The sequence below is a fragment of the Mesorhizobium sp. L-8-3 genome, from assembly GCF_016756615.1.
In the GTDB taxonomy this organism is placed as follows: Bacteria; Pseudomonadota; Alphaproteobacteria; order Rhizobiales; family Rhizobiaceae.
The window spans coordinates 1,490,933-1,507,087 of record NZ_AP023262.1 but is presented as its reverse complement, the minus strand read 5'-3'; the positions used below and the strand labels follow the sequence as shown (position 1 = coordinate 1,507,087).

The following is a 16,155-nucleotide window of genomic DNA, read 5'->3' as shown; positions in this document are numbered from 1 at the left end:
CTCACACGCCCATATGTGCGGGGTAGCGCAGGTGCCGACGCACGACGTCGACGAACTGCGCATCGCGCTTCGCGGCCCAGACGGCGGCGAAGTGGCCGATCGCCCAGATCGCCAGACCGACTATCCAGAGGCGCAGGCCGAGACCGACGGCGCCGGCGAGCGTGCCGTTGAGGATGGCGACCGAGCGCGGGGCGCCGCCGAGCAGGATCGGCTCGGTCAGCGCGCGATGCACCGGCGCGAAGAAACCACGGACCTCGTCCTCCATCATCTGTCCGGGCATCAGACGAGCGCCCCGCCGCCGAAGGAGAAGAACGACAGGAAGAAGGAGCTGGCGGCGAAGGCGATCGAGAGGCCGAACACGATCTGGATCAGCTTGCGGAACCCGCCACTGGTGTCGCCGAAAGCGAGCGCCAGTCCGGTGGCGATGATAATGATCACTGCGACGATCTTGGCGACCGGCCCCTCGATGGATTCGAGGATCTTCTGCAGCGGCTCCTCCCAGGGCATGGACGAGCCCGAGGCTCGGGCGGGAGCGGCGACCAGTATGGCGACGGAAGCGAGCGCGGCCGCTTGCACAAAACAATCGCGGGCGCGGCGGACGACAAACAAAACAGACGGCTTCATTCCTGATCCCCTTTCGAGAGAGGCTGCGGTTGGGACGAGAGAGATGCTTTGAGGGTGCGGTAGTCGCCGGTCGCGGGATCGAGACCCTCGACAAGAGCGATCTCTGCAAGGCGGCGGGCGGACCCGCGGCCGGATAGAACGGCGATCAGATCAATGGTGTCTGCGATGAGCGCCCGAGGGACCGTAACGACGACTTCCTGCACGAGTTGCTCGAGCCGACGCAGAGCTCCGACCGCGGTGTTGGCGTGGATGGTGCCGATGCCGCCGGGATGACCTGTCCCCCAAGCCTTGAGGAGATCGATGGCCTCCGCGCCGCGAACCTCGCCGACGGGGATGCGATCCGGCCGCAGGCGCAGCGACGATTTCACGAGATCGGAAAGCGAGGCGACGCCGTCCTTAGTGCGCAACGCGACCAGATTGGCCGCGGCGCATTGCAGCTCGCGCGTATCCTCGATCAGGACAACGCGATCCGAGGTCTTCGCGACCTCGGCGAGCAATGCGTTGGTGAGCGTGGTCTTGCCGGTCGAGGTGCCACCAGCGACCAGGATGTTCTTCCGCTTCTCAACCGCGAGACGCAAAACATCGGCTTGGGGCTGGGTCATGATGCCGGCGGCGACATAGTCGCCGAGCGTGAACACGGCGACGGCCGGTTTGCGGATGGCGAAGGTCGCCGCCATGACGACCGGGGGCAGCAGGCCTTCGAAGCGCTCTCCCGTTTCCGGCAGCTCGGCCGAGACGCGAGGGCTGCCCGGATGCACCTCGGCGCCGACATGATGGGCGACCAGGCGCACGATGCGTTCGCCGTCGGCCGGAATCAGGATGTCCTCGGTGGCGACCAGGCCTTCACGCAGACGGTCGACCCATAGCCGTCCGTCCGGGTTCAGCATCACCTCGACGATCGAAGGGTCTTCGAGGTAAGCCGCGATCGCAGGGCCAAGTACGGTGCGCAACATTCGCGCGCCACGCGATACCGCTTCCCTGTCACGATGCTGAGCTGCCATGCAGACCCCCGATCTGCCATCCGCGAGACGCGGCGGATAGCGACGGGGACAATCAAGAAAGACACGAATTGTGGGGCCGCAACACTATTCTTGCGGGTTTCGCAATGGATCGTAGGTGAACGAAAAAATACTTGCGGCTCTCGGAATGCCGAACCGACTCATCCTGCTGAGTTAGCGCCGCCTTCGCGAATCATCTCCGGCGCCTCAATGCTTCGATAAAGGTATTCAGCACTGGATTCTTGTTGTCCGGTTTCCAGCAGGCGATATAGCCGAGCCGCGTCGCGCCATGGCCATTGTGGACTGGTCGAAAGACAACGCCGAGGCTCGTGAGGCCGACCGCGGACTCGCATTGGAGCGCGATACCCTGGCCTGCGGCCACTTCACTCAGGATGCTTTCGCGGCTAAGACGTCGTGAGATGATTTCCGGATGATCGGAAGGTGCTGCCAGGTTGCGCAGCAGAATGTTGCGGATGTCCGGGCCGGGATCATGATGGCTGATCAGAAAGCGCTCGCCTTTCAGTTCCGGCCAGTAGATGACGGACTGGCCAGCGAGGCGGTGGCCTTCCGGCAGCGCAACGACGAGATGTTCGGACCATAGTGCGATCGACTCGAGCACCTCGCACTTCCCTACATCGCCGAGGATGATCGCCGTATCGATCGCACCCGAAAGCACGCCGGCCGTCAACTCGATGAACGGCGTCTCGATCAGCTCCACCGCGATCTCGGGATAGCGTTCGCGGAAATCGTCGAGAGCGACCCGGAAGCCACCGGAGGAAAGCGATTTGTAAAAGCCGACGACGACACGCCCCAGCTTGCCGGCTCCATTCGCCTTCGCCCGTGCTGTGAGCCGTTCGACATCATCGACTATGCGGCGCGCATCGACCACGAACGCCTCCCCCGCCGGGGTCAGCCGTGCACCCGATGTGGAGCGGTCAAACAGCGGCACGCCGAGTTCGTCCTCGACCTGTTTGATGCGCTTGCTGACGATAGGCTGGCGGACGTTGAATTCATGCGCGGCGGCGCTGAAGCTGCCGTTGCGCGCGCTCGAGACAACATAGCGAAGGTGGCGCAGGTCCAATTGTTCCCTCCTGGTTGGCGGGCCCGTAAGAGGTATTCTGGTGGATGAAGGATTTCCGGAAGATCGCCACCCGTTACGACAAGCTCGCTCGCAACACACCTCGGTTTCGTCGCTCGCCGCCGTCATTACATTCCGGTATTGACTCTGAGCGGCGGTTCGCGACGTCAAAGACCACGATGCGTGGGAAACCGACAATGCGTCGGGAACGTGCCGCGTTCACCGACTTCACTATTCCGGCGCATCCTGCAGTCGAAGGCATTGTGACCCAGGTGGAGAGCGCTCGAAGAGCACCTGCGAATGTCCGCCGCATGGAGCATGCCAGACATCAGATGCTCTTAGGATAGGCTATTCCAAAGCGCAGACCAGGAGCTAATGCTCGTGGGAGAGTTACCAAGGGACCAACGAAGGTCGTTAGAACTCACTAAGTGTTTGCCTCAGGCTCGGCATCCTCGGGCACTTCCTGCCTGAGCTTTGGCCCCTTGGCGAGACGACGACCGAGAGCTTCCAGGAACCTGTCATAGCGTTCGCCGCCCTTGGCGCGGGCGGAAGCCTGTGCCGCTTCAGGAAGAGATGCGGTCGAGGTCAACCAGGAGCGGATGAAGATCGCGAAGGCTTCGTTGGCGATACCGATGTCGCGTTCGAGCCGCTGGATGGTGCGGTCGATCCGGTCGAGCCGCTTGGCAATTGTCGCCTCCTGGCGCTCGTCGGCATCAGGGGACAGGAAGGAGGCGATAGCGGCCTCGGCGACCAAGGAGCGGGATTGCTCACGACGATCGGCGAAGTCGGCCAGCAGCCGCATCAACTCGGGATCGAGATAGACAGAGAGCCGCTTCTTCTTGTCGGGACGGTCATCACTGTCGCGTGCTCGCGGCATGGTTCAGAGCTCCATGCCGTCGCCGGGATTCATCGATATCCGACGCGCCATCTGGCGCATGTTGCGCACCAAGGCACGGTTGGTGGCGGATTCACGCTCCGGCTCATCACCATCCGGATCGAATTCATTGGCTGCTAGCGGCTCTTTCTCGGGCGCGATGTCCTTGTGCGGCTCGAGGCCGGGCTCGCGGCGCAGACCGGCATTTGCCGGATCATCATCATGTTTCGCGGCGAGGGCGCTCTGCTGCGCCGTGGCCGCCTGCGTGGACGCCACGAGAGGCGAGCCGCCGGTGTTGGCGGGAACGGGCACCGCAACAGTTTTCAACGTCGACCAGTCATCGGGCTTGGGCGAAAAGCCCGCGTTGGAATTCTCCGGCACCGGCAGCAGCCGCTCCTTGAAGCGTGCGTCCTCAAAGTAGCGCGCCTTCTTCGCCCGGATCGGTGGGATGCCGGCGACCATGACGATCTCGTCGTCGGGCGGAAGTTGCATGACCTCGCCCGGAGTGAGCAATGGCCGCGCGGTCTCCGAGCGCGACACCATGAGGTGGGAGAGCCATGGCGCCAGCCGGTGGCCGGCATAGTTCTGCATGGCGCGCATTTCGGTCGCTGTGCCGAGCGAATCCGAAACACGCTTGGCCGTGCGCTCGTCATTGGTCGCGAAGCTGACGCGGACATGGCAATTGTCGAGCACGCTGTTGTTGGCGCCATAGGCCTTCTCGATCTGATTGAGCGACTGCGCGATCACGAATGCCTTGATGCCGTAGCCAGCCATGAAGGCGAGCGCCGACTCGAAGAAGTCGAGCCGGCCGAGCGCGGGGAACTCATCGAGCATCATCAATACGCGGTGGCGGCGGTCCTTGGCGTGTAGGTCCTCGGTGAGGCGGCGTCCGATCTGGTTGAGCACCAGGCGCACGAGCGGCTTGGTGCGGGAGATGTCGGAGGGCGGTACCACGAGGTAGAGCGTGGTCGGCTTCTCTTCGGCGACGATGTCGGCGATGCGCCAATCGCAGCGGCTGGTGACCGCGGCAACGATAGGATCGCGATAGAGGCCGAGGAAGCTCATCGCCGTCGAGAGCACGCCGGAGCGCTCGTTGTCGGATTTGTTGAGCAACTCGCGGGCCGCACTGGCGATGACGGGATGTGGCCCTTTCTCGCCGAGGTGCGGCGTGGTCATCATGGCGGACAATGTTGACTCGATCGGCCGGCGCGGATCGGAGAGGAAGGCGGCGACGCCGGCGAGCGTCTTGTCCATCTCGGCATAGAGGACGTGCAGGATCGCGCCGACCAGGAGCGAGTGCGAGGTTTTCTCCCAGTGATTCCGCTTCTCCAGCGAGCCTTCGGGATCGACGAGCACGTCGGCGACGTTCTGCACGTCGCGCACCTCCCATTCGCCGCGCCTGACCTCGAGCAGCGGATTGTAGGCGGCAGATTTCCCGTTGGTCGGGTCGAACAGCAGCACGCGGCCGAAGCGGGAGCGCAGGCCGGCGGTCAATTCCCAGTTCTCACCCTTGATGTCATGGACGATGGCCGAGCCCGGCCAGGTGAGCAGGGTCGGCACGACAAGACCGACGCCCTTCCCGGAGCGCGTCGGCGCGAAGCACAGCACATGCTCGGCGCCGTCATGGCGGAGATAGTCATCCTCATAGCGGCCGAGCACCACGCCATCGTCGCCGAGCAGGTGTGCTGTCTCAATCTCCTCGGGCTCGGCCCAGCGAGCGGAGCCGAAGGTGCGCACGTCTTTGGCTTCGCGCGCCCGGTAGATCGACATCAGAACCGCGACCACAATGGCAATCAGGCCACCGGAGGCCGCGATAGCGCCGCCCTCCACGAAGATATGCGGAGCATAGGCATCGAAGAAGTACCACCACCAGAAGAAGGCCGGCGGCGGATAGAGGGGAAGTCCGGCTACCTCGAACCAGGGCGAGCCGAGTTGCGCCTGGAAGCCGAGCCGCCACGCGGTCCACTGCGTCGCACCCCAGACCGCGACAAGCACTATCGTGAACACGACGATGACCTGCCCCCAGGAGACTCGGGTGGACGACACGGCTGCGCTGACCTCGCTGCGACAACTGAAAATGTCGAGGAAGGGCAACGAAAGCGCGAGGTTCAACCGGATTTAGCCGGCCGGTCGTAGCGCAGCGAAGGGACTGCGGAGAATACTTGCCCGTCGCGCCGGCTCGTCGCGTCAGTCGCTGGTCGGAGGCAATTGCTTCAGTGGATTGGCGAGCGGCACGCCGAGCGGTGTGAAGTGGCGCTCATTCGCCGTGAGCACCGTGAGCCCGCGCGCCGCGGCGGTAGCTGCAATGGCGATGTCCTCGAAACCGGGATCATGCGCTCGCGCCCTGTCGAGGATGGCGCCGGCGTAGCGGGCAGCCTCGACATCGAACGGCAGGATGCGCCCGGCGTAGAAATGCTCGACAGCCGCGAGCCAGCGGCGCAGGCGCTCGGCCTTGGTGGTGGCGCCAATCCGATCGGCTCGCGCAATGCCGGCCTCGATCTCGGCGATGGTCACGGTCGAGATGTAGAGCTGGTCGCCATGTTCACGCACCCATGCCGCAAAAGCCTCGGGGCCGACCTGACGCTTGGCCGGGGCATCGGCCGAGACGACGTTGGTGTCGAGCAGATACAAGGTCAGAGGCCGGTGTCGCGCAGGGCGCGCGCGGGCTTGCGCGACCGCTCCGGGATGTCGGCCGGTTCACCCGGAAAGGCGAGCAGCAGATCGGCGAAGCTCGGCACCTTGGAGACCCGCTCCCACTCCTCGAAGGAGACGAGAACGGCTTCCTTGCGGCCGTGCCTGGTGATGACGGTCGGCTCGCCGGCCACGGCCTGATCGACCACGGCTGAAAGCGTCGCCTTGGCATCCTTGAGCTGGAGTTCCTTCATGGCACCATTTCCAATATATGACTACCAATAGTCATATATTGCCTCCCTAGATCATTGCAAGTGTCGAACGGCCGGATCGCCCCCAGGCGGTAGCCGCTGGAAAGCCGGCGCTCACAGTCCGAGCCCGCGCTTGCGCCCGAAGGACCAGTCCACGCCACCATCGCCGCGGGCGACGCCGGAGATATGCTGACCGATATGCTTCTCGATCGACGGTGTCCAGGGCACGAGCTTGAAGCCGAGCCCGTCGTCGATCATGGCGAAGCGGCCGGAGGAGAGCGCGAAGCGCTGGCGATAGGTGCCGGCGACATAGTCACCGGCGGCGGCTTGCTGGAACGGCATGTTCATCTCGCCGGCGAGCTTCTGGCCGAGCGCGTCGAGCTCGCGCTGGCGAAGCGTGACGAGCAGGTTGCGGGCGAAGACGATGCGCTGGCCTTCGCGCCGCGCGAGACCTTCCTCGATCAGGTGCTCGGTGCGGGCTTCCATCGTCTGCTTCACCTCCAGGCCGAAGCCGCCGCCGGTATCGAGCGGATCGCGGGCGATGAGCTGGCGGTCGAGCCAGGCGGCGCCGTCTGCCTTGGCCTGTGCCTCGATCGAGAGGTCTGAGCGGACGGCGAGTGCGACACGGCGCTCGCCCTTTGCATCGTCAAAGCTGCGTAGCTCGACAATGGAGCCCGGCGCGCTGTCACCGGCCGCTTCGATGTCGGGAAGCTTGATGTGATGCGTGCGGCCGTCGATGCCGTCGACGACGGCGTAAGCCGTGCCGCGCAACTCGTCGTCCAGGCCACGGTCGACCAGCCGGCCGATGACGGGCTGGCTATGCGCCTCCCCGTCGAGCACATAATCGACCGCGCCGCGATCGATGCCCTGGTCCGACAAGGCCCGGTGCATGCGCTTGGTGATGTCGCCGCGCTGGCCGAGCTCGCGCAGCGTCGCCTCGGCCTCGTCGAAGATGATCCATTGGCCGGGACCGATGGCCTCAGCAAGGCCGAGCCGTTCGAGATGGCGCAACCGCCCGACCTTCTGCGTCAGGCAGTCGTCGGGCTGGCGATTGGGAGACGGCGCAACGTCGATGACGCCATACTCGTTGGCGTCGCGGGCAAGCTGGCGGTCGAGCTGCGTCCAGCGCTCGGCCTCGATCTGGCCATCGAGCGCGCGGCTGATGTCGAGATCGGTGCGGGGTCCGAGCTCCAGCGTAACGAGATCCTGCGCCCGGTCGCGCATCCCGCTCTTGATATAGTCGCGGTCGATGACGAGGTCCTGGCCGTCTTCGGTGCGGCCACGCACGATGACGTGGACATGCGGATTGTCGGTGTTCCAGTGATCGACGGCGACCCAGTCGAGCCTGGTGCCGAGATCCTTTTCGGCCTGCGCCATCAGCTCGCGGGTGAAGCGCTTCAGATCTCCCATGTCGACGGCGTCGTCCGGCGAGACGATGAAGCGGAAGTGGTGGCGGTCATCCTTGCAGCGCTCGGTAAACTCCTTCGCGTCGGCGTCGTCGGTCGCCGGGCCGAACATCTTCGCCCGCTCGCCGTCACGGGTGACGCCGTCGCGCCGCAGATAATTGAGATGCCGGGCGAGAGGGCCGCGCTCGCCCCTGTTGCGTATGACGAGCGCCTTGACGGTGCAGAGGCGCGTGCGGCTGGTGATGAGGCGATTGGCGCGAATGCTCGCTGTGCGGCCTCGCGCAAAATGCGGGCCGCGCCCGGAGGTGATCTTGCCAGAGCGCGAGACGCGGCCGCCGGCCTTGCGGGCGGCCGCCAGCGCCTGGGCGACAAAGGGCTTTGCCCGCTGCGCCTTCGATGAGCGGATGCGGCCAGGCCGAACGCGGAAATCGTCGTCGCGGCTCATTGCGTTCGAGCCCGCGAGGTGCGATCCGCACTGAAATTGCTCGATAATTCGAGCAAGCGCGCCTCGCGCTCATGCCCCGCGATGTGCGGAAAACTCCAAAAAGCGCAAGCAAAACAACCGACCGTCCAAGCCGCGATGTGCGGCTTTTTATCTTGCCTTCCTAAACGGTCGTTTCCGGCTGCCTTGCAGCGTCCTGCAACGCTTGCGATTGCGCACTCTGCAACGCGAGAAACCACGATGATCATCGCGTTTCTCCTGCCGCTTCCGGCATGCGCACGAAGAGGCTATCGGATAGCGGCACGAGCGCGGAAAGGTCGACGATCGCAGGTCGCTCCGAAGGGTGATCGGAAGGAAGATCGGTGGCTTCCGGATCGTCTCCGATACGAACAGTCGAGCGCGCAACGAAGAGTGGCGCGCGAGACCAGGTCGGTCGCGATGAGCTGCCGGCGGAACGTGCGACAGAGACCGTGCCGTCGATAACGGCCAAGATCTTCGCGACGTAGTCGATCGTCTCGGCCGGCAGCGCGCGGCCTGTCGCCAGATGAGCATCGTAGCGCGCCGGGCCGGCATTGTAGGCGGCTAGCATCGCAGCGACCGAGCCGTAGCGGTCATGCATCTCGCGCAGATAGGCCGCGCCCGCGAGGATGTTGTCGCGCGGCTGCCAGGGATCGCTGCCGAGACGATGCTTGGCCCGCAGTTCGTCCCATGTCGCGGGCATGACCTGCATCAGGCCGATCGCACCCTTGGGCGAGAGAGCGGCCGGATCATTGACGCTTTCGACGACCATGACCGACCGTATCCAGCGCTCGGAAATGTCGAAGCGCTTCGCCGCTTCCGCGATATGTGCAGCCCATGGATTAGTCGATGATGCGACGGATGGCGAGTGGCCAGGCGGGCTGCCTGGCGTCGAGGCGATGGCCGCTGCCGGGTCGCCGCGAGGTTGTTCGGCCGACGCGGAAGCCACCATCACGAGGATCATCATACATGCAATCCTCACCGCGATGATGGACGGGACGGCAGCGCATGCACCGCCGTCCCGATGCGCCATCATCCTGCCATCGTGCTCGCTCCAGCCAAGGGCAAGGCTTCGCCGGTGGCCGACATTTTCCGGACGGGCATCGTCGGACGACGTGTCCAACATCCGGAAATCAGGCCGCCGCCCTTGACCTCCGCTGCGCGCGACGGCCGCCTGATAGGCAATCGGGTCGAGGGGATTGACCGGCGCTCGATCGATCAAGGGGATTGAGCCTGAAGATTGGTGGGAACGTTTGCCACGCATGAGCTGTCACGCCTCGCCGTCGTTCTTCTTCCGGCGCGTCCAGTGCAGGGTCCATGTGTCCTTCCTGGTGTCGGACTCGAACAGTCGGGCACGGATCGGCTCGGGAAAGGACGGATCGTCGATGGACAGCGACAGGTAGCTGCCGGCCTTGTCGCCGGTGCGGTTCCAGGCCGCGCCGACCTCCATGCCGTCCATGAAGACGCGATGTTCGGGCGTGTTTTCGGCGTCCGAACCTTCCGCGGGAAGGATGGTCACCTCGACATCGAGGGTGAGCGTGCGGACGCGACCGAAAAAGCCGTCGTCATTGCGGGTGAAGGTTCCGATCTGAGCCATTCCATCTGTCCTTTCGTGGCTGGAGACGCGAGCCGTCACGGCTCGTCGGAGACCGGCACGCGGAAGGATTCCGCGGCCGGATGAGGATCGTCGGTGGTCCAGACGGGAACCGCCCGGCCGACGACGGTGGAGAGGGGAAGCGGCCCGAAATAGCGGCTGTCGAAGCTGTCGGCACTGTCCCAGTTCATGAAGAAAGCTTCGCCGTCGCGAAGCGTCCGGCAGCCCTGCCAGGCGGGCAGCGTGCGGCCGCGCGTGTCGCGGTCGCGAGCCGCGCCATAGGTCGCGCCATAGGCGATGACGGTGTTGCCGTTCCGGCAAATCTCAATCCCGCCGAGCGCGAGCACGCGCTTGACGAGCGGCAAGCCACGCGGCAGGTAGCCACGCTCGTTGAGGAAGGCCGCGAGTTCGGGAGGCGGCACGACGACGCCAAGATCATTGACCTCGATCCGCGTTACCGGGACGATGCGGTAGAGGCCGACCGGCACGCTGGCGGACGCATTCCAGATGAAGCGGATGTCGGGCCGACTCCAGACGGACGCTGCGATCAGCGCCGTGCCGGCGAGCATGGTGAGAAGCGTCGGACGGCATGCGGTCATGACAGCACCTCGCGGCGGCGCAGCCAGGCACGATGCTGCACGAGCGTGTAGGCCCGGAACGGTTCGTTGACGGCGATGCGATTGGCGACGTGCCGCCAGTGCTCCGGCGAGACTTCGGCCGGATCGACGCCGAGTGCTTCGATCGCGTCGATCGCCTGCAACACCATCTCGACGTGTCGCCAGCCGACCAGGCGCAACAGGATGTCGCCGCCTGGCCGCACGAAGGGCAGCGTCTGGAGCGGCTCACCGGCGGCGACGGCGCGCACGATGTCGATGCGCGAGATGACCGTGCCGTATTCGTTTCCGGCCCATCGCACGAAGGCAAAGATGCTGCCCGGCGAGAAGGCGACGACACGGCGATGGCGGTCGAGGCGATGCTCTTCGGCGATCCGGCCGAAGCGTATCCGGTGCTCGATCTTCCTCTTGCGCCAGGTCAGTTCGACCAGCGTGAGGTCGGCTGGCCGGCCGGCGATGCGGATGTCCGCCGTCATGGCCGTGCCCCTTCCCTGAAGGACAGCACGGATGCGATGCGCGCCGGTGCGCGCCCGGCCACGACAGCATCGATCTCGCGGGAGAAACAGCAGCGATGGCTTGAGGGCCGGCAGGCTTCGGGGACGCCATCATCGTTCGCGAAACATGGCGCCGGTTCGCGAAAAACGGCGCATCCACATGCTCGCGTTCTGGCTGCAGGCGTTAGCAAGAATCCGAAGGATTTGGTTAGGGAAGTTAGAGGGGCCGGAATCCACCTGTCGATTCCGAGGGTTGCGAGGCGTTTGCGTTCCCGATGGTACGGGATTCGCGTTCCCGGAAAGTCGGGAGTCGGCGTTCCCGATAGTTCGGGTCCGTCCACATCCCATCCACAATTGCGGAGGAAGCCGATCGGCAAGCGGGCGTTCATCGTCCACCTCCCGCCCGTTTCCGGGGCGCGATGATCAGATCCCTCTCCGTTGGACGGAAGGTCAGGCGCTGGCGGCCGTCCGGATCGTCCACGAGCTCAAGGCTGTAGCCGGGCAGCGGCTGGCGCCTGACGATGGCCCGCAGCTCGAAGCGGAAACGCCTGAGTGGCGACAGGCTGCCGGACTTCAGATGGAGATGCGGAACGTCGAAGCTCCAGCCCCAGGTCTGGCGGCCGCCGTGTTTGCGCACGAGCCGGTAGAGCCAGCGTTCGAGGCCACCCTTCAGCTCGAAATAATCATGGTCGATGGTGAGGATCAGCGCGTCGTCGAGGACGCCAGCATAGAACCAGTCCGGCAGGATGAGTTCGATGCCGAGCGACCGGCCCTGGGTGTCGAGACGCTCCTTCCATTCGGCGATCCAGGAGAAGCGATGCCGCCGCCGTTCGGATGGCTGGCGGATCGAAGTGACGATCGTCGTCGATTGCAGGCGGTCGAGCGCGGCCTTCAGCCGGTCGTAGTTGAGACCGGTGTCCGAACGTCCGATGAAGGCGAGGATTTCGTAGGGCGTGGCGGCCATGAAGCGCGAGGTGGAGAGGCCGCGATCGCGGGCATCGACGATCTGCGAGGCGGCCCAGATCAGCACGTCGGCGTCCCAGATGGTCGCCATGCCGTGCTCGGCCGTTGCCTCGACGCGGATCGACACATCGCCCATGCGGAAGTCGATCGGCGTCACGCGGCGGGACTTGGCGAGGGAGAAGAAGGGCCAGGACATGAGGTCCTGCGCGTCGCGGGCGGCGATGTCGCCAGAGCGCGCCCGGAAGAGCTCGAGCTGCTGGCCCTGATATGTGCGACGCGCGGACATGGCGACGGACACCGCGACAATCAGCGCGTTGCAACGGCGACGCGGCCAGCCGGTGGGGTGTCGGAGCTACGGCTGTTGGGAACCGCCTCGGAGGTGGACCGGCGGGCACTGGCCGCGACCCAGGCATGCAGGTCGGAAACGGCGTAGACGACGCGGCCGCCGAGCTTGTGAAAGATCGGCCCCGTGCCGTCGCAACGATGCTTTTCCAGCGTACGGGGCGAAAGGTCGAGAAGGCGCGCGGCCTCGGGCGTCCGTACGAAGCGTGGCCAATTGCTGTCGGCTTTTCCTTGCATTGAATGCCTCCGTCGCAGCCGCCGTCAGTGCGGCGGGTCAGATGCGACGATGGCGAAGAAGCTTCGGTCTGGAGGAGTGACGAAAATAGAGGCGTCCAGGGAAAGTGTCCCCCTGTCAATGGCATATGCAGACGCTACAGGCAGCCTATTCATGCGATTGGCTACGGATGACGCCGGTGCCAAGTATCGATGTGGGGGCCGTGTCGGGGCCTACACCACAAACAGCAGAGATCCTTGCCTCTGCCTGGAGGCATGGCCGACAGGACGCCGCGGCATCTGGGTTTCGTCGACCGAGCAAGAGGCCCGCGCCGCGGCGGCCCGCTTTGGTCAATGCCGGAATTTGATGACGTCGGATCGGCACCGCCAGAGCCAACATTGCCCCAGATGGGAATCGCAGGGAGTGGACCGTGGCTTCAGTCTCGAAAGCGGCCCCGAGTGGAGAACCGGTGCCGAGGATCGGGATCGGGTCGGCAATGGGTCACCATGGAGAACTGCTGCAAGGGGTGTTCGAAGACCGGAACGGGCAACTCCATCGCGGCCTGGTCACCCTCCCGGTCGCCAAATTGGGATCGAGAGCGACGTTCACCTGCAAGGCTACAACCGCCCTCACCGTGCATCCCGGCGACAAGACCAAGGCGGGCTTGGCTGCCCGCAAGACGCTGGACCATCTGGACGTGGCTGAAGGGGGCGTCCTCCATATAGAGAGCGACATTCCGATCGGTCATGGCTACGGCTCCTCCACCGCGGATGTCGTCGCCGCCATTCGCGCTGTGGCGGCAGCCCACACTGCCCGGCTGCAGCCCTCTCGTATCAGCCAACTGGCAGTCGCCGCCGAACAGGCCAGCGACGCCATCGCCTTCGATGGGCACGCCGTCCTCTTCGCGCAGCGTGAGGGTATCGTCCTGGAGGATTTCGGCGGCTCGTTGCCGCCCTTGCTGTTGGTCGGCTTCAAGTCGAGTGGTGGACTGCCGATTGACACTCTCCGTCTGCCGCCGGCACGCTATGATAGTACGGAGATCCAGCAGTTCCGTGTCCTGCGCGGACTGATCGCCTATGCGGTCCGCTATCAGGATCCGAACTGCCTCGGACGTGCGGCGACCGCCAGCGCGCTGCTCAGCCAGCGACACCTGCCCAAGCAACATCTCGAACGTGTCATCGAGATCGCGGAAGGCGCTGCCGCCTGCGGCGTCCAGGTAGCACATAGCGGCTCATTGCTCGGCATCCTGTTCGACCGCGCCGGCAAGAATTTGCGGCAGCGCGCGGACAGCGTTGCGACATCGGTACAGAGATCCGGTTTTTGCGACGTCGAGTTTCACCAGATCAACGACGATGGCGCAAAATGGTAGCTTTGGACGAAGACTATTTCCACGCGCTGGAGACCCCGCGCATGGCCGCGCTGTCTTCCAATCTGGTCGCGGCCGCCTTCCCGCTGATGAAGCTCATGCCGGCACGCTACATTCTGGATCGCGCCGCCGCCGATGGCGCACTCAAGACGGGGATGCGCGTCGTCGAGACGACATCCGGCACATTCGGCATGGCTCTCGCGCTGCTGGCGGCGGCACGCGGATACCGGCTCACGCTGGTCTCGGCCTCAAGCCTCATCGATGCGAAGTATAGGGCGCGCCTCGATGGCTTAGGCGTGCAGATGATCATCACCGAGGACCCTGATGGCAATGGTGATCAGATGAGGCGTCTGCAGAAGCTCGAGCACATTCGCCGCGAGGAGCCCGACTGCTTCTGGCCACGGCAATATGACAATCCAGGAAACGCGCTCGCCTATGCACGGCTGGCCGAGCAGCTGGTGCGGACGGTCGGCAAGATCGATTGTCTTGTTGGCTGTGTCGGGAGCGGCGGCTCGCTGTGCGGGACGGGAACCTTTCTGCGCGCGGTCTTTCCGCATCTCGTTGTCATCGCGGTCGATACTCACCGCAGCATCCTTTTTGGACAACCCGCCGGGAAGCGTCTGTTGCGCGGTCTCGGCAACAGCATCTTACCCGGCAATCTCCGGCACGACCTTATTGATGAGGTTCACTGGGTCGGTGCATATCCGGCCTTCGGCGAGGCTCGTCGTCTGTTGCGTGATCATGGCATTTTCCAGGGCCCCACCAGCGGCGCCGCCATCCTCGTTGGCAGATGGGTCGCGAGCGCTCGTCCCGGCGCCCGGGTCGCGATCATCATGCCAGACGAGGGGCACCGCTACGCGGAAACGGTCTTCGATGACGCTTGGCTTGCCTCGTTACCGGGCTGGCCCTGTCTATCGCCTTCCGAACCGCGAGAGCTCGCGACCATCGAGCCTGGGTCCGAGGCCGACTGGACGCGGTTCACATGGGCGAGACGGAGCCTTGACCAGATCGTCCACGCCGAATTCAAGAATGAGGGTCTCTCTGACTAATCCTTGGGGCCCCTATCTTTGCCGAACCAGCAGCGTGGCGGCATTGCGGTCCAGCCAATCCCATGCATCACCCGTCGATCGAAATATCGTGTCATCCGTCGGGTTGCCGACCGATCGATCAAGATCCTTCAAACCGCTGGCGGTGGCGACTGCCACGACGCGATCTTTCGCGGCAATGACGCCTTCTCCTCGCAGTCGTGCAATCGCCAGAAGTGGCGTAACCGACGCCAGCTCGGCGAAAATTCCTTCGTCGCGGGCAAGACGCTCCTGCATTTCCACAAGACCGTCATTGCTCACCGGTACGGCGCGGCCGCAAGACTCGCGCAGCGCTTTCAGGGCCTGGTAGGCGCTGCGCGGCGCGCCGATCGAGACGGCAAGGCTTTCGAATGCCATGCCGCGTTCTTCGAGCCTGTCGCCACCGGTGACAAGGGCGTGCGCCAGCGACCCATGCACCTCGGCTGCCACCATTCTGGGCAGTCGCGGGATCGCGCCTTGCGCATACAGTTCCTGAAATCCCGCCCAGACGCCAGACAGCGCATCACCGTAGCAGACGGGCAAAACACACCAGTCGGGCGCGACGCCGCCCGACTGCTCGACGATTTCGTAAGCGATGGTCTTGTAACCCTCGATGCCGAGGGCGTGGCTGCCGACGACCGGTGCGCTATAGGGCGACGCGATGAACCAGCCATAGCGTGTCGCGGCTTCGGCAAGCAGGGTCCAGCGATCCATCTTGTTGGCGAGCGGCAGAGCGGTGGCACCGTATTTCCTGATTTGCGCCAGCATCGCATTGGCCGATCCGCCAAACGTGGTGACAACACAGCGCAGCCCCGCGCGCGCGGCGTAGGCCGCCAGCGAGGCCCCGGCATTGCCGGACGAGGCCGTCGCCACCACCTTTGCCCCCTGTGCCCGCGCCACCGACACCGCAACCGTCGAAAACCGGTCCTTATGCGACCAGGTCGGGTTTCGGCCCTCGTCCTTGATGAAGAGCTTCGGGACTTCCAACGTCCGACCGATCCGGGTCGCTTCAACAAAAGGCGTCTGCCCTCCCCAAGCGAAACGGCGTCCTCCGCCGAGCATGGCAAGGTATGGGCATAGCGCCACAATGATCGCGGCGCATTCGCCGCGATCGAGCGCGGATCGGGGGGCGAGGCATAGGTTGGCTTGAGGTTGGCTGGCGCGGTTTCGTGGCAAGCCGGA

The 16,155-nt window shown here is 64.8% G+C and carries 19 protein-coding genes; 2 read left to right on the top strand and 17 right to left on the bottom strand.

Annotated elements, in window-relative coordinates; genetic code table 11:
• Position 1: 1 nt before the first annotated feature.
• From JN302_RS06980 to JN302_RS06905, 16 genes are all read right to left on the bottom strand, one after another.
• Positions 2 to 265: a VirB3 family type IV secretion system protein gene (locus JN302_RS06980; protein ID WP_202334228.1), complete on the bottom strand. Its 264-nt coding sequence runs from the start codon at positions 263 to 265 to the stop codon at positions 2 to 4.
• A 14-nt stretch (positions 266 to 279) separates the two neighbouring features.
• Entirely contained in the window at positions 280 to 624 is a 345-nt protein-coding gene (locus tag JN302_RS06975; RefSeq protein ID WP_202332430.1) for a TrbC/VirB2 family protein, read from the bottom strand.
• Positions 621 to 1,625 (bottom strand): P-type conjugative transfer ATPase TrbB, encoded by a 1,005-nt coding sequence (gene trbB / locus JN302_RS06970; RefSeq protein WP_202332429.1) that lies wholly within the window; start codon positions 1,623 to 1,625, stop codon positions 621 to 623. The genes JN302_RS06975 and trbB overlap by 4 nt, the downstream gene beginning before the upstream one ends.
• 190 nt (positions 1,626 to 1,815) lie before the next feature.
• Positions 1,816 to 2,829, bottom strand: coding sequence for a LysR family transcriptional regulator (locus JN302_RS06965; protein ID WP_244846241.1), 1,014 nt, complete (start codon positions 2,827 to 2,829; stop codon positions 1,816 to 1,818).
• A 295-nt stretch (positions 2,830 to 3,124) separates the two neighbouring features.
• Positions 3,125 to 3,577 carry a ribbon-helix-helix protein, CopG family gene (locus JN302_RS06960; RefSeq protein ID WP_202332428.1) on the bottom strand — a complete coding sequence of 151 codons (453 nt, stop codon included), beginning with the start codon at positions 3,575 to 3,577 and terminating at the stop codon, positions 3,125 to 3,127.
• A 3-nt stretch (positions 3,578 to 3,580) separates the two neighbouring features.
• On the bottom strand, positions 3,581 to 5,620 hold the full coding sequence (locus tag JN302_RS06955) for a conjugal transfer protein TraG (protein WP_202332427.1): 2,040 nt from the start codon (positions 5,618 to 5,620) through the stop codon (positions 3,581 to 3,583).
• 141 nt (positions 5,621 to 5,761) lie between these two features.
• Complete coding sequence (locus tag JN302_RS06950) at positions 5,762 to 6,205, bottom strand: PIN domain-containing protein (RefSeq protein ID WP_202332426.1); 444 nt, start codon at positions 6,203 to 6,205, stop codon at positions 5,762 to 5,764.
• Positions 6,206 to 6,207: 2 nt separating this feature from the next.
• Entirely contained in the window at positions 6,208 to 6,459 is a 252-nt protein-coding gene (locus JN302_RS06945; protein ID WP_202332425.1) for a type II toxin-antitoxin system Phd/YefM family antitoxin, read from the bottom strand.
• Between the two features lie 111 nt (positions 6,460 to 6,570).
• Positions 6,571 to 8,307, bottom strand: coding sequence for a relaxase/mobilization nuclease domain-containing protein (locus JN302_RS06940; protein WP_202332424.1), 1,737 nt, complete (start codon positions 8,305 to 8,307; stop codon positions 6,571 to 6,573).
• A complete protein-coding gene (locus tag JN302_RS06935; RefSeq protein WP_202332423.1) occupies positions 8,304 to 8,552 on the bottom strand; it encodes a hypothetical protein in 249 nt (82 codons plus the stop codon). The genes JN302_RS06940 and JN302_RS06935 overlap by 4 nt, the downstream gene beginning before the upstream one ends.
• Positions 8,549 to 9,289 carry a lytic transglycosylase domain-containing protein gene (locus tag JN302_RS06930; RefSeq protein ID WP_342215926.1) on the bottom strand — a complete coding sequence of 247 codons (741 nt, stop codon included), beginning with the start codon at positions 9,287 to 9,289 and terminating at the stop codon, positions 8,549 to 8,551. The genes JN302_RS06935 and JN302_RS06930 overlap by 4 nt, the downstream gene beginning before the upstream one ends.
• A 303-nt stretch (positions 9,290 to 9,592) precedes the next feature.
• Complete coding sequence (locus tag JN302_RS06925) at positions 9,593 to 9,919, bottom strand: DUF736 domain-containing protein (RefSeq protein ID WP_202332421.1); 327 nt, start codon at positions 9,917 to 9,919, stop codon at positions 9,593 to 9,595.
• A 35-nt stretch (positions 9,920 to 9,954) separates the two neighbouring features.
• A complete protein-coding gene (locus tag JN302_RS06920) occupies positions 9,955 to 10,515 on the bottom strand; it encodes a S26 family signal peptidase (protein WP_202332420.1) in 561 nt (186 codons plus the stop codon).
• A complete protein-coding gene (locus JN302_RS06915) occupies positions 10,512 to 11,006 on the bottom strand; it encodes a DUF2840 domain-containing protein (RefSeq protein ID WP_202332419.1) in 495 nt (164 codons plus the stop codon). The genes JN302_RS06920 and JN302_RS06915 overlap by 4 nt, the downstream gene beginning before the upstream one ends.
• Positions 11,007 to 11,409: 403 nt before the next feature.
• Positions 11,410 to 12,273: a replication initiator protein A gene (locus JN302_RS06910; protein WP_202332418.1), complete on the bottom strand. Its 864-nt coding sequence runs from the start codon at positions 12,271 to 12,273 to the stop codon at positions 11,410 to 11,412.
• Between the two features lie 20 nt (positions 12,274 to 12,293).
• Positions 12,294 to 12,566, bottom strand: coding sequence for a helix-turn-helix transcriptional regulator (locus JN302_RS06905; protein ID WP_202332417.1), 273 nt, complete (start codon positions 12,564 to 12,566; stop codon positions 12,294 to 12,296).
• A 446-nt stretch (positions 12,567 to 13,012) separates the two neighbouring features.
• Between JN302_RS06905 and JN302_RS06900 the strand changes: the two genes are divergently transcribed.
• On the top strand, positions 13,013 to 13,912 hold the full coding sequence (locus JN302_RS06900) for a GHMP family kinase ATP-binding protein (RefSeq protein WP_244846240.1): 900 nt from the start codon (positions 13,013 to 13,015) through the stop codon (positions 13,910 to 13,912).
• A complete protein-coding gene (locus JN302_RS06895; RefSeq protein WP_202334225.1) occupies positions 13,906 to 14,958 on the top strand; it encodes a PLP-dependent cysteine synthase family protein in 1,053 nt (350 codons plus the stop codon). The genes JN302_RS06900 and JN302_RS06895 overlap by 7 nt, the downstream gene beginning before the upstream one ends.
• Before the next feature lie 12 nt (positions 14,959 to 14,970).
• Here the strand turns inward: JN302_RS06895 and JN302_RS06890 are convergent, their stop codons facing one another.
• Complete coding sequence (locus tag JN302_RS06890; RefSeq protein WP_244846239.1) at positions 14,971 to 15,960, bottom strand: pyridoxal-phosphate dependent enzyme; 990 nt, start codon at positions 15,958 to 15,960, stop codon at positions 14,971 to 14,973.
• Positions 15,961 to 16,155: the final 195 nt, after the last annotated feature.